At 68.9% G+C, this 13,117-nt stretch carries 13 protein-coding genes; 3 read left to right on the top strand and 10 right to left on the bottom strand.

Annotated features, from left to right (window positions below):
* The 5 genes from CQ040_RS06980 to CQ040_RS07000 all read right to left on the bottom strand — a co-directional run.
* The coding region (locus CQ040_RS06980; RefSeq protein WP_105720489.1) for a hypothetical protein at nt 1-996 on the bottom strand (996 nt) is incomplete at its 3' end.
* Nucleotides 996-1,847, bottom strand: a complete 852-nt coding sequence (locus CQ040_RS06985; protein WP_105526331.1) for a tryptophan 2,3-dioxygenase — start codon at nt 1,845-1,847, stop codon at nt 996-998. The genes CQ040_RS06980 and CQ040_RS06985, both read right to left, overlap by 1 nt.
* A 30-nt stretch (nt 1,848-1,877) precedes the next feature.
* Nucleotides 1,878-2,084, bottom strand: coding sequence for a hypothetical protein (locus CQ040_RS06990; RefSeq protein ID WP_105526330.1), 207 nt, complete (start codon nt 2,082-2,084; stop codon nt 1,878-1,880).
* A 42-nt stretch (nt 2,085-2,126) separates the two neighbouring features.
* The gene (locus CQ040_RS06995) at nt 2,127-3,842 is read right to left on the bottom strand and encodes an amidase (RefSeq protein WP_105526329.1); all 1,716 of its coding nucleotides are present in this window, start codon (nt 3,840-3,842) and stop codon (nt 2,127-2,129) included.
* Nucleotides 3,842-4,882: an agmatine/peptidylarginine deiminase gene (locus CQ040_RS07000; protein ID WP_105526328.1), complete on the bottom strand. Its 1,041-nt coding sequence runs from the start codon at nt 4,880-4,882 to the stop codon at nt 3,842-3,844. The genes CQ040_RS06995 and CQ040_RS07000 overlap by 1 nt, the downstream gene beginning before the upstream one ends.
* Nucleotides 4,883-4,949: 67 nt before the next feature.
* On the opposite strand from CQ040_RS07000, the gene CQ040_RS07005 reads away from it, so the two are divergent.
* Entirely contained in the window at nt 4,950-5,687 is a 738-nt protein-coding gene (locus CQ040_RS07005) for a TetR/AcrR family transcriptional regulator (protein WP_105526327.1), read from the top strand.
* Between the two features lie 10 nt (nt 5,688-5,697).
* Nucleotides 5,698-7,071: a pyridoxal-dependent decarboxylase gene (locus CQ040_RS07010; protein WP_105526326.1), complete on the top strand. Its 1,374-nt coding sequence runs from the start codon at nt 5,698-5,700 to the stop codon at nt 7,069-7,071.
* 43 nt (nt 7,072-7,114) lie between these two features.
* Here CQ040_RS07010 and CQ040_RS07015 read toward each other — a convergent pair whose 3' ends face one another.
* Both CQ040_RS07015 and CQ040_RS07020 read right to left on the bottom strand, forming a co-directional pair.
* Nucleotides 7,115-8,170, bottom strand: a complete 1,056-nt coding sequence (locus tag CQ040_RS07015; RefSeq protein ID WP_105526325.1) for an alpha/beta hydrolase — start codon at nt 8,168-8,170, stop codon at nt 7,115-7,117.
* A gap of 134 nt (nt 8,171-8,304) precedes the next feature.
* Entirely contained in the window at nt 8,305-8,829 is a 525-nt protein-coding gene (locus tag CQ040_RS07020) for a TetR/AcrR family transcriptional regulator (protein ID WP_105526324.1), read from the bottom strand.
* An 80-nt stretch (nt 8,830-8,909) separates the two neighbouring features.
* On the opposite strand from CQ040_RS07020, the gene CQ040_RS07025 reads away from it, so the two are divergent.
* Nucleotides 8,910-9,626, top strand: a complete 717-nt coding sequence (locus tag CQ040_RS07025; RefSeq protein WP_105526323.1) for an MBL fold metallo-hydrolase — start codon at nt 8,910-8,912, stop codon at nt 9,624-9,626.
* Between the two features lie 5 nt (nt 9,627-9,631).
* On the opposite strand, the gene CQ040_RS07030 is transcribed toward CQ040_RS07025, so the two are convergent.
* The 3 genes from CQ040_RS07030 to CQ040_RS07040 form a co-directional block, all read right to left on the bottom strand.
* Nucleotides 9,632-10,195 carry a cysteine hydrolase family protein gene (locus CQ040_RS07030; RefSeq protein WP_105526322.1) on the bottom strand — a complete coding sequence of 188 codons (564 nt, stop codon included), beginning with the start codon at nt 10,193-10,195 and terminating at the stop codon, nt 9,632-9,634.
* A complete protein-coding gene (locus tag CQ040_RS07035) occupies nt 10,192-11,634 on the bottom strand; it encodes a cytosine permease (protein WP_105526321.1) in 1,443 nt (480 codons plus the stop codon). The genes CQ040_RS07030 and CQ040_RS07035 overlap by 4 nt, the downstream gene beginning before the upstream one ends.
* Before the next feature lie 67 nt (nt 11,635-11,701).
* Complete coding sequence (locus tag CQ040_RS07040) at nt 11,702-12,985, bottom strand: M18 family aminopeptidase (protein ID WP_105526320.1); 1,284 nt, start codon at nt 12,983-12,985, stop codon at nt 11,702-11,704.
* Between the last annotated feature and the right edge of the window lie 132 nt (nt 12,986-13,117).

Raw genomic sequence — 13,117 nt, forward strand, 5'->3', positions numbered from 1 at the left:
GTCGGCCGTCGAGGGGGTTCCGCCGGGGAGGAGCAGGAGAGGCGCGGTGGGGCCGAGCGGGTCCACGGGGGCGAGCGCTCGCAGGAGAGCGGCATCGTCGAGTCCGGCTTCGCGGAGGGCGGCGACCTCGAGCGGGTTCAGGTCGACCGGCATCGGCCCGTTGCCCAGGTCGGTGCCGTAGAGCACGGTGCCGCCGGCGGCGTGGAAGCGGCGCACGTTGTCGACCGCGATCGCACGTTCCGGGTCGTCGTGGATCGCCAGGGTCGAGATCCATGAGGCGTCAGCCGCCTGGCGCGCGATCTCGTCGTCGTCGAGGCGCTCCGTGAACGGGGCATGGGCGAGACGTGCCGCCCCGAGACTGACCACGCGCTGCGCTTCGCCCGCACCCTCGGCGTGCGCGACGACGAGGAGGCCGCGGTCGGCGGCGAGTCCGACGATCCGGCGGAAGAGGTCGTCGGCGAAGACGGGTCCCGCGATGCTGTTGCTGGTGACCTTGATACAGGAGGCGCCGGCATCCGCCATCTCCGTGACGGCTTCGACCGCGGCATCCACGTCGGCGATCTCACGCACCGAGCCTGCCGGGGACCACGAGCGGTCGGAGGGGTAGCCGCCCGGAGCGGTCAGGAACGCGCCGGCGAAGTCGATCTCCACCGCCTGCCGGGTTCGTATCTCAGGAGCATGAGCGTCGGCCGGGCCGGATTCGCCCGTGGCGGACCGGTCGGAGGGTGTTCCTCCTGAGTTGTGCACGGCGAGCCGGCGCAGTTCCTCGGGCTTTCCGCCGAGGTCGACCACGCGACCGAGACGGGAGCCCGCCAGCAGGGCGTGATCCACCAGCTGCAGGTGCACGTGGTGGTCGGTGAACCCACCGATGATGACGCCTTCGATGCGGGGAAGTCCGGCGGGCGGGACCTCTTCGCGCAGCCGCACACGCCCGTCGACGAGCTCGACGACGCCCTCGCGCCACCCGAACCCGTCGAAGAACGTCGCGGCGTGCATCAGCGGCCGATCTCGGTGCGCACGGTGTAGAGCTCGGGGAAGAAGGTCAGATCCAGCGCGCGCTGCAGGAAGCCGACGCCGCTGGAGCCGCCGGTACCGACCTTCATGCCGATCGTGCGGGCGACGGTCTTGAGGTGCCGGAAGCGCCAGAACTGGAAGTTGTCCTCGAGGTCGACCAGGTCTTCGCACGCCTCGTACAGGTCCCAGTACCGGCTCGGGTCCTGATAGATCTCGCGGATCGCGGGCACCAGCTCCGGGGTTTCCCGGTACGGCTCGCGCACGTCGCGTTCGAGGATCTCGGTCGGGATCGGCAGCCCGCGTCGAGCGGCGAAGCGCAGGAACTCGTCGTACAGCGTCGGCTTCTCCCACTCGGCGGTGAGGAGAGCGAGGTTGGCGGGGTGGTCGGCGAAGACGCTCAGCATCTTCTCGTTCTTGTTGCCGAGCGCGAACTCCACCGCCCGGTACTGCACGGACTGGAACCCGGACGAGTTGCCCAGAGCGCCGCGGAACTGCGCGTACTCGGTGGGGGTGAGGGTGGCGAGCACCGACCATTGCTGCGTCATCACGTCCTGGATGCGCTTGACCCTGGCGATGCGCTTCAGGGCCTCGCGCAGATCGTCGCGGGCGAGAAGCTCACGGGCGGAGGACAGCTCGTGCAGCAGCTGCTTGAGCCACAGCTCGGTGGTCTGGTGCTGGATGATGAACAGCATCTCGTCGTGGTGCTGGGGTTCGCTCACCGGATGCTGCGCCGTGAGCAGCTGGTCCAGCGCCAGGTACGAGCCGTACGTCATCCGGCCCGAGAGGTCGGTGACGATGCCGGATTCGAGGGCGCGTTCGTTCTCGGTGTGCATGTGCCGAACATATCACTTTCGTGGCGATCGTCACAGGAGTGTTATGTCGCGCTGGTGCTTTCTGACGTACGCACGTTCGCGGTGCGGTCGACTCGTCTCGTCGATCGTGCGGATCACCGCACCGGTCAGTCCATGGAGCGCGAATCCCACGCCGAACAGCACCACGGCCCCGATGATCACGACCAGCGGCAGCATCGGCCCGAAGAGCAGCACATAGAAGATCGCGCCGTTGTCCATGCGATCAACCTAGGGCGCGGACCCGGAATTCTGCTTTGAGTTTCAGAGCGCGGGAGTGCGCGGCGGAGGAGTGCGACGGGTTCCCGGGCTGCCGACAGCCTCGAAGGCTGCCGCGAAACCGAGCAACTTCGTGTCGTCGTAGGCCCGCCCGACGAACGTCAGGCCGATCGGCATCTCGATGTCGCTCATCAGGCCCATCGGCACCGTGACGGTCGGGATGCCGAGGTGGCGCACGGCGAGGTTGCCGTTCGCGATCCACACGCCGTTGCGCCAACCGAGGTCGGCGGACTCCGGGTTCACATCCATGTCGGCCGGGCCGACATCTGCGACCGCGGGAAAGACCACGGCATCGAGCCGCAGTACGTCCATCCACACTTCGAGGTCGCGGCGACGGGTCTCCTCCAGGCCGCGCAGGCCGTCTTCGAGCTCGGGCATGTCGGTGAACGAGGCGTCGGGATTGACGCGCACCCAGTCGGGATACTCGGCGATGTCGTCGTCGAAGCCCGTGTAGCGGTCGGGGAGTGCGCCATCGGGGTGGGGGAAGATCGTGGACCCGTCGACATCGACGAGGGAGTGCAGGGCCGGGTCGCCGTTCGCCCCGAGGAAGTCTTCCCACGCCCACGCTGAGAGGTCGACGATCTCGCGGTGCAGGTACCCGGGCGAGACGAGGCCGCGGGTCGCGATGGTGTGGGCGCCCGGCCGATCGCCCTCGTAGTTAGACACCACGGGGAAGTCGACCTCGATCACTGTCGCTCCGGCGGCGGTGAGGTCGCGGCGTGCCGCCTCCCAGCGCTCGATGATGCTGGCGCGCGTCTCGATGCGCCGGCCGGTGGGGCCGCCGATGCCAGGGCTCTCGGCGCTGCCGGCATCCGGATCCGCGTTGATATACATGCGGGGGATGCCGACGCGCGCGCCGACGAGCGCGCGCGCAGTGCCCGCGGCGAGGGCGGTATACGACTTCGGGCGGACGGCGGATGCGGTGGGCAGCTCCACCCACGGCTGCGCGCGCCAGAAGTCGCCGCGGGTCTCGGCGTCGTCGGCGACGATCACGTCGAGCACCTCGAGCAGGTCGGCCATGGTGCGGGTGTGCGGCACCACGACGTCCATCGTCGGTACGAGTGGCCAATTGCCGCGGGTCGAGATCACTCCGCGCGACGGCGTGTAGGCGCACAGGGCGTTGTTGGTCGCCGGGCCCCGACCCGACGACCAGGTCTCCTCGCCCAGACCGAAGGCCGCGAAGCTCGCTGCCGTCGCCGTGCCGGATCCGTTCGACGAGCCGGAGGCGAAGGGCGCGGTGAGGAAGGCCGCGTTGTACGGGCTCTCGGCTCGGCCGTAGACGCCGCGCTGCATGCCGCCGTTGGCCATCGGGGGCATGTTCGTCAGCCCGAGGCAGATGGCGCCGCCCGCGCGCAGCCGCTCGATCGTGAACGCGTCGTGCTGGGCCACGAGCTGCGCGAACGCAGGACTCCCCGCGGCGGCGGTGAGCCCGCGCACCAGGTAGCTGTCTTTCGCGGTGTACGGGATGCCGTCGAGCGGCCCCAGGGCCTCCCCGCGGGCGCGCCGCGCGTCGGATTCCGTGGCCTCCCGCCGTGCCTCCGGGCTGGTGACCACGACGGCGTTCAGAGCGGTCTCGGTGTCGGGCGCGTCGAAGGCGGCGATCCGGGCGAGGTACGCATCGACCAGCTCGACCGCGGTCGTCTCGCCTGTCTCGAGGGCGCGTCGCAGGTCGGCGATGGACGCCTCGACCACGTCGAACATCAGCGACTTCCGTCGAGCGCGGGCTGCTGCTGGGTGATGCAGTGGATGCCGCCGCCGCGGTCGAACAGGGGGCGAGCATCGACGGTGACGACCCGGCGTCCGGGATAGGCATCGGCGAGGATCTCGCGCGCCGCGGCATCGGCCTTCTCGTCGCCGAAGCCGCACGCCACCACGCCGTCGTTCGTCACCAGGTGGTTCACGTAGCTCCAGTCGACAGGACCCTCGTCGTCACTCAGCGTCGAAGGAGCTGGCAACCCGATCACCTCGAAGCGGCGGCCGGCGGCATCCGTCTGCTCCGAGAGCAGGGCGCGCAGCTCACGGGTGACGGCGTGGTCGGGGTGATCGGGGTTCTGCTGGTCATGCAGGAGCAGTCGCCCCGGCGAGACGATGGTGGCGACGATGTCGACGTGGCCGTTCGTGCCGAAGTCGTCGTAGTCGCGGGTGAGCCCGCGGGGGAGCCAGACAGCCTTGGTCGCACCGATCGTGCGGGCCATCTCGGCCTCGATCCGCTGCTTGTCGGCGTAGGGGTTGCGTCGTGGATCGAGCTGCACGGTCTCGGTGAGGAGCACCGTGCCCTCGCCGTCGACGTGGATGCCGCCGCCCTCGTTCACGAGCGTGGAGCTCACGAGCTCGGCTCCGACGGCACCGGCGACGATGCGTGCGTGCTGCGCGGCCTTGCGCCATTCGGCCCATTCCGGGGCGCCCCAGCCGTTGAAGATCCAGTCGACAGCGCCGAGGACTCCCGGCCGCTCGTCGTCGACGACGAACGTCGGCCCGGAGTCGCGCATCCAGAACTCGTCGACGGGTGCCTCCACGATCTCGATGCTGCCGCTGAGCATGCGCCGAGCCCTGGCGATCTCGGTCGGATCGACCAGCATCGACACGGGCTCGAACTCGGCGACCGCATGGGCGACGGCGGTCCAGGTGGCGTAGCCCTCCTCGCGCTCGGCGTCGCTCGCGCCGAGGGTCTCGCCCTCGGCCGGGAACGCCATCCAGGTGCGCTCGTGAGGTGCGGTCTCGGTGGGCATGCGCCAGCTCATCGTGTTCTCCTCGCTGTTGCCGTTCGTCTATTGAACATGCGATCAACAGGTGTTACGGTAGCCCCTGATGAAGACCACGTCAACAGGTACCGCCGCTCGGCGGATGTCGCCGGAGGAGCGCGATCACTCGATCCTCGACGGTGCGCTCGGTCTTGCCCGCGAGAGCGGACTGGAGAGCCTCACCGTGCGGGCGGTCGCTGCCCGCGTCGGGGTCACCCCCGCACTGGTGGCGCACTACCGGCCGGGGATGGACACCTTCGTCGCCGACGTCTTCGGGCTGATTGTGGCGGCGGAGCGGGACGAGGTGATCGCCGCCTTCGACGACACGGCCTTCGACGACGCCGACGATCTGCGGGCCGATCTGCTGCGCCTGATCGAGACTCTGCTCGACGCCGACCGCGACGATGTCACGCTCATCTGGGTGCAGGCCTGGGCGCTCGGTGCCCGCAACGATGCGCTCGCGGCGCGTGTGCGGCAGGAGATGGACGGGTGGCAGAGCGCGCTCGAGGAGATCTTCGCCCGTGCCGCCGTCACAGGGGCGATCGCCGCCGGCCGTGCCGACACCGCCGCGTGGCTGCTGCTCGCGATGGTCGACGGCATGAATGCGCACTCGCTGGTGAAGTGGGCACCTCGCGACCGTGCCGACCTCGCCAGACGGGCGCTGTCCGCGGTGCTCGACAGCGCGACATCCGATGCTCTCGCCACCGATTCCCGATCCACAGATTCCCGATCCACAGATTCCCGATCCACAGATTCCCGATCCACAGACTCCCGATCCGATGACTCCAGATCTGATGACAAGTAAAGGAACGCCCATGGATGCTGTGCGCATGCACGCGGCCTCGCCCGAATCGACCGCGATCGTCGATGCAGTGCTCGACTACTCGCGCCGCCGCATGCTCGCAGCCGATGTGCCGCTCGACAAGCCGCAGTCCGAGGCCGAGCTCAACCGTCTCGTCGGACCGACGATCACCGACTCGGGGCTCGGCGCCGCGCGCGCCCTGAGCGTGTTCGAGCACGTCCTCGCGCCGGCGTGCCTGACCACGAGCCACCCGCTGTATCTGTCGTTCATCCCGACGGCGCCGACCATGGCCGCGATCGCGTTCGACCTGGTGGTGTCGGCCTCCGGGCTCTACGGCGGCAGCTGGCTCGAAGGCGCAGGTGCCGTGCACGCCGAGAACGAGGTGCTGTCCTGGCTCGCGAGCGAGTTCGGGCTGCCCGACACTGCGGGCGGGGTGTTCGTGCAGGGCGGCACGATCGGAAACCTGTCGGCACTGGTCGCCGCGCGCGAGGCCGCCAAGGCTCGTCTGGTCGCGGCCGGCAGAGATCTGCCGACCCGGTGGAAGATCCTGTGCAGCGTCGAGGCGCATTCCTCCAACAAGTCGGCCGCGAAGATCATGGACGTCGATGTGCTGCTGGTCCCGGCCGGCGACGACGGCGTGCTGCGGGCAGAGGGCGTGCGCGAGGCCCTCCTCGAGCACGGTGACGAGATCTGTGCGGTGGTCGCGACCGGGGGTTCGACGAATTTCGGCATCGTCGACGACATCAAGGGCATCGCCGCGCTCAAGGACGAGTTCGACTTCTGGCTACACATCGATGGCGCCTACGGCCTCACCGCGATGCTGGCCCCCGAGGCGCGGCACATCTTCGAGGGCGTCGAGCGTGCAGACTCGGTCATCGTCGACCCGCACAAGTGGCTCTTCGCGCCGTTCGACTGCTGTGCCCTGATCTACCGCGACCCCGACAGCGGGCGCCGGGCGCACACGCAGCACGCCGAGTACCTCGACATCCTGACCGACGTCGACGAGTACAGCCCCTCGGACTACTCGATCCAGCTCACCCGGCGACCGCGCGGTCTGCCGATGTGGTTCTCGGTCGCGACCTACGGGGTGAACGCCTACCGTGAGGCCGTGAGCGCCGGACTCGCACTGACGCGACGGATCGCCGACGAAATCGCCCGACGGCCGGAGCTGCGTCTGGTGCGCGACCCGCAGCTTTCGATCGTGGTGTTCGAGCGGGAAGGGTGGGAGCGCGCCGACTACGACCGGTGGTCGGCGGCACTGCTCGACTCGCAGCGGGCGTTCGTGGTGCCGAGCTCGCACGCCGGGCGTCCGAACACGCGCTTCGCGATCCTGAACCCGCTCACCACGTTCGAAGACCTCGTCGGCATCCTCGACACGATGAAGTAAGACACGATGAAGTAGAAGGCGGGCGTCGGAGCGCCGCGCCGACTCAGCGCGTGGTGTGCGCGTCGAGGAAGTCGATGGTCTTCTGCAGGGCGGTCTGCGCGTCGGGCAGGTCGAGGTGGAACTGGTACTCGTGCGGGAGCTGCGGCTCATGCGGGGCGGGCCAGAACTGGGTCGTCACATCGACTCCGAGCTCATCGAGCCGCTGCGCCATCGGGATCGACTGCAGCCACGTGAGGCCATCGCCGTTGCCCCCCGAGATATAGGTCGTCGGGAAGTCGGCGGTGACCCAGTCGACGGTCGACATGGTCGATCCGGTCGAATCCTCGGCCCACGTCTTCGTGCCCGCGTACGCCCACATCGAGGTCTTCAATCCCCATCCGGCGATGCCCTGTAGTCGTGCGAGCGCTGCGAGGTCGTACACGCCGCAATTCAGCACGGTCGCGACGAGCTGGTGGGATGAGATCGACGGTGTGATGTCCATGATCTCGGCGTAGTCGGTGCTCGTGATCAGGGTCGCCATCTGGCTGGCCAGCTGCGCGCCGGCGGAATCTCCCGCGAGCACGATCTGCGAGGGGTCGACGCCCAGCTCTTCGGCATGCGCGTCGATGTAGGCGAGTGCTTCGTTGAGCTGGTGCACAGCGAGCGGGTACACGCCCTCAGGGCCGATCGTGTAGTTCACGCCGATGGTCGTGTAACCCTCGCCGGCGAGGATGCGCAGGTACGGGTCGACGTTCTCTTTCGCCCCGGAGATCCAGGCACCGCCGTGGATCCAGACGACAGTGGGCAGCGGGCCCGTGGCGGATGCCGGACGGAACAGATCCATCGTGGTGTCCGCACCGTCATCGCCGTATGCGACGTCGAGCTTCTCGGTGAGCTTCGTGTCGGAGACGTACTTGTCCATCTCGGCAGCGGTCTCCTCGCCGCCCTTCGTGAAGACAGCGCGGATGATCATGGCCGATGGCCACGGGGTGAGGGATCCGACGATCGCCACTACGGCCACCACTGCGACGACCACTCCCACCGAGATCTTCGTCCGATGCCAGGGGCGTCGGACGTGCTTCGGGCGTGCGGTTTCTTCGGCGTGTGCGTCGATGCTCATGGACCCCTCCACCGCTCAGTGTGCCAGTATTCCGGTGCTCATCTCGTCGTTCGAATCGCGCAACTTGCCGCAAATCACGGTGGAATGCGACCAGTTGCGCGATTCGAAGGCGGCCCGAGCCACCGCCACGGGGCTCAGCCGGTCATCCCCGCGGTGAGTCGGCTCACGCCGTACTCGAAGGCGCGGTCGACGTCGCCTCCGAGACGGAAGGCGCCGGAGAGCTCCATCTGCAGGAAACCAGTCGCCCAGGCGGTGAAGAGGCGGGCGGCGTCGAGCGCGTCGTCGTCGCCGACCAGGGCGGTAGCGGCGCGGATGAGTGGTGCGGCCGAACGCTCGAGCGCGTCGTGCGGAGCCGCGATCGAGAACATGATCCGGAAGCCCTCCGGGTGTTCTTGCGCGAAGCGGCGATAGGCGTGCGCGAGTGCGGCGATGTCGTCGCCGGCTGATTCGAGCCTGGCCGTGAGCGCATCGATGGAGGCGGCCGCGACGGCGGCGTGCAGGGCGTCCCGATCGCGCAGCCTCTTGTACAGCGAGGGGGCCCGCACGCCCACGCGCTCCGCCACGGCCTGCATCGTGAGGCCTGAGGGGCCGGCGACCTCGAGGATCTCGCGCCCCGCCGCGACGATCTCCTCAGTGGATGTGCGTTCCGGTGTCGGCATCGGTCCTCCTGGATGGCTATTGACAATAGCCATGATAGCTACGTAACGTAGCCATCGCAATCATTCCGAGAGGATCCGCCATGAAACTCGCACCGCACCTGCACCGCCTCGGCAACGACATCGTCGCCTCGTACCTGATCGATCTGCCCGAAGGCATCACCCTGATCGACGCCGGTCTTCCCGGACACTGGCATGACCTGACGCGGGAACTCGAGGCGATCGGCCGACCGTTGTCCGACATCCGCGGCCTCGTCCTGACCCATGGCGACGGCGACCACATCGGTTTCGCCGAACGCCTGCGTAAAGAGACGGGCGTTCCGGTGTTCATCCACGCCGCCGACAGTCATCGGGTGCGCACCGGAGAGAAGCCCAAGACCGCGATGGGGCCGGCCAAGATCGGACCGACCCTCGGGTTCTTCGCCTACGGTCTCCGCAAGAATGCGTTGCGCACGCCGCATGTCTCCGTGGTGAGCGAGGTCGCCGACGGTGACGTGCTCGACGTGCCGGGCGCTCCGGTCGTCATCGGCATGCCGGGGCACTCGCCGGGGAGCATCGCGGTGCACGTGCCTGCGGTGGATGCCGTGTTCGTGGGCGATGCGTTGACCACCCGACATGTGCTCACCGGTCGCACCGGCGCTCAGCCCGCGCCGTTCACGGATGAGCCGAAGGAGGCGCTCGCCTCGCTCGACCGGCTGGCCGCCATCTCGGCGTCGTGGGTGCTGCCGGGGCATGGAGCGCCCTGGCACGGTTCGCCTGCAGACATCGCCGCAGCCGTGCGCGCCTCCGCTTCGGCCTGAAGCGGTCAGCGCGCGGCGAGCACCGCCGCGGTGTCGCTCACGGTGATCTGCGGAGGATAGAGGCCCAGCACCTGTATCGCGGCCGCGTGGTTCTCGGCCGTCGAGCCCGCGCACGCATCGGCGGCGATCGTCACATGAGCGCCGGCGTCGGCTGCGGCCAGCGCCGTCGAGATCACGCAGCAGTCGGTCGAGACGCCGGCGAGGACGACGTGGGCTCCGCGCCCGACGACGGCTTCGAGGTCGGCCCCCCACTTGCCGAAGGTTGGCAGGTCGATGCTCGGGTGCGGTGAGAGGCCGGCCGCCTCGGGGACGAGGGCGAACAACGGATCGGTCGGCGGCTGATCAGCGAAGGGCCAGGCGGCGAAGTAGGCGCCCCAGGACGTGGTGCGGTCGGCGGTGGGCATCCAGCGCGTCACGAGCACACGGTCGCCGAAGGCATCCGCCAGGGCGCGGATACGCGGCAGCGCCTCGGCGAAGAACGGCGAGCCCCACGCGGAGTCGGGGGAGGCGAAGATCACCTGCGGGTCGATGACGACGAGCCAGCTGTCGGTGGGCGCCTGAGCGCTCATACAGCCTCCTGGCGCCGGATCTTCCCGGCCCTGGCGAAGTAGGTCACGATGAACGAGAGCACCAGCGCGAAGAAGACACCGAGGTTCGCGTACGCCCACTCGCCGTCGCGTCCGCCGATCAGGAACAGCAGGTAGCCCTGCCAGTTGTTCCACGCGGCATCCTCGGCGAAGTTGTTCACGACCAGGCCCCAGCCGATCACGCTCGTCACGACCATGGTGCCGATCGAGGTCCAGTCCCAGGCGCCGTAGCGTCCGTTCTGGTCGAACAGGGCTTCCTCGTCGTAGTCCTTCTTCCGACGCAGGATGTCGGCGATCAGGATGCCGGCCCAGGAGGCGAGCGGCACCCCGAGCGTGATCAGGAAGCTCTGGAACGGACCCAGGAAGTCGGTCGCGAAGAACACCACGAAGATCGTGCCGATCGTGAGGATCACGCCGTCGATGGCCGCGGCAGACGGGCGGGGGATGCGGATGCCGAGGCTGAGCAGCGTCAGCCCGGAGGAGTAGATGCCCAGCACCGCGCCGGAGACGAGCGCGAGCACGGCCGTGAGCAGGAACGGCACGAGCACCCACACGGGCAGGATCGAGGCGAGCGCACCGATCGGGTCAGCAGCGATCGCGTTCATGAGGTCTTCGTCGGAGCCGCCGAGCAGCAGGCCGAACACCACGAGGATCACGGGTGCCACCGATCCGCCGATCGTGTTCCAGGCGACGATCGCCCCGTCGGATGCCGTGCGCTTCTGGTACCGCGACCAGTCGGCGGCGATGTTGATCCAGCCGAGGCCGAACCCGGTCATGACCATCACGAGCGCGCCGATCACCTGGCCGATGCCGCCGTCGGGGCGAGCCAGCACGGCGGCGAAGTCGATCTCCGGTGCCGCGAGGACGATGTAGAGCACGGTCACGGCGCCTGTGACCCACGTCAGCACCGACTGCAGCTTCATGATCGTGTGATACCCGAGCACGGATGCCGTGACGATCAGTGCGGCGACGATCGCGGTCGCGACGACCTTGAGCCACACACTGTCGCCGTCGCCTCCGAGCTGCGTGATGACGGTCGCGGTGGCGAGCACGGCCAGGATCGCGAGGAAGGTCTCCCAGCCGATCGAGGTCAGCCACGAGACGATGCCCGGCACCTTCTGACCCTGCACGCCGAAGGCCGCTCGGGAGAGCACCATGGTCGGCGCCGAGCCGCGCTTGCCGGCGATCGCAATGAGCCCGCACAGCAGGAACGACACCACGATGCCGATGACCGACACCACAGTCGCCTGCCAGAACGAGATGCCGAAGCCGAGCACGAACGACCCGTACGACATTCCGAAGACCGACACGTTGGCGGCGAACCACGGCCAGAAGAGGTCTCGAGGCTTCGCGGTGCGCTCCGACTCGGGGATGATCTCGATGCCCGCGCGCTCGATGAGGCCCGGCTTGATGTCCGTCATGCTGACATCCTGGCACTGCCGCGCCGCCGCCGGGCGGACTTCGCAGGGCGGATGACGGCCGAACCGGTCAGCCGGCGAAGAACGACTGCGTCGTGCGGGTCAGGTCGTGCAGGTCGGAGACCCCGGCGAGCTCGCGCGCCGAGTGCATCGACAGGATCGGGATGCCGACGTCGACCGTGCGGATGCCCAGGCGGGTCGCGGTGATCGGCCCGATCGTCGAGCCGCACGGCACGCTGTTGTTCGAGACGAACTCCTGCGTCGCTACCCCGGCGCGCTCGCACCAGTTCCGCCACGATGCCGTGCCGATGGCATCCGTCGCGTACCGCTGGTTGGCGTTGATCTTGAGGATCGGACCCGAGCCGAGCACCGGTTGCACCACGGGGTCATGCTTGGCTGCGTAGTTGGGGTGCACGGAGTGGCCGACGTCGCTCGACAGGCACCACGACGAGGCGTAGGCCTGGCGACGCGCAGACCCGTCGGCGCCGAGCCCGGCATACACCCGCTCGAGCACGTCTTCGAGGAAGGGGCCTGCCGCGCCGGAGCGCGACTCCGAGCCCAGTTCTTCGTGGTCGAAGACGGCGAGCACGGCGATCGGGCCTCCGGCCTTCGGCTCGTGCCCCGCGAGGGCCACGACTCCGGCATGCACGGATGCGAGGTCGTCGAGGCGGCCCGAGGCGAAGAACGCGTTGTCCTTGCCGAACACCGCTCCGCGTGCGGAGTCGGCGACGACCACATCGTAGCCGCGGATGTCCGACGCCGAGACGCCGGCGGAGGACGCGAGTTCGCTGAGGATGTCGGCCTCGGTCGGGTCCCCCAGCCCCCACACCGGCTGCGTCTCGGTCTGCTTGTCGAGGGCCAGGCCGTTGTTCACGCCGCGCTCGAGGTGGATGGCCAGCTGCGGAAGCCGCAGCAGGGGGCCGGTGTCAGCCAGCACGACACGGCCGTCGGCCAGCGCGAGTCGCCCGGCGAGACGCAGCTCGCGGTCGAGCCACGAGTTCAGCAACGGTCCGCCGTACACCTCGACCGCTGCCTGCAGCCAGCCGCGCGAACCCGTGGTCGGCTGCGGCTTGAGCTTGAAGCCGGGGGAGTCGGTGTGCGCACCGAAGATCTGCACCGGGGTGATCGCTGCGGCGTCCGTCGGCACGACCCAGGCGATCGCCGCGCCGTCGCGGACGACGACGTACCGACCGCCGTTCGGAGCGGGCCAGCCGTCCTCTTCCTGCAGGCGGGTGAACCCGGTCTCCTCGAGGCGTCGAGCGACCTCGGCGGCCGCGTGGTAGCTCGACGGCGAAGCGGCGACGAAGTCGGCGAGATCCTCGGCGTGGGCGAGGGCTGTGGGGGTGACGGGCATGTCGAGACCTTCCTCAGGAACAGCGGTCCTTCGAGCGTAGTCGCGGTCACGGTTCGGGTTCGGGCTCCGGCTGGGGCTACCTGATTAACCCAGAACCGGGTTACCCTGCCAACGGGGGAGGCGGGGAGCCTT

This window comes from Microbacterium sp. MYb54 (assembly GCF_002979515.1).
GTDB lineage: Bacteria > Actinomycetota > Actinomycetes > Actinomycetales > Microbacteriaceae > Microbacterium.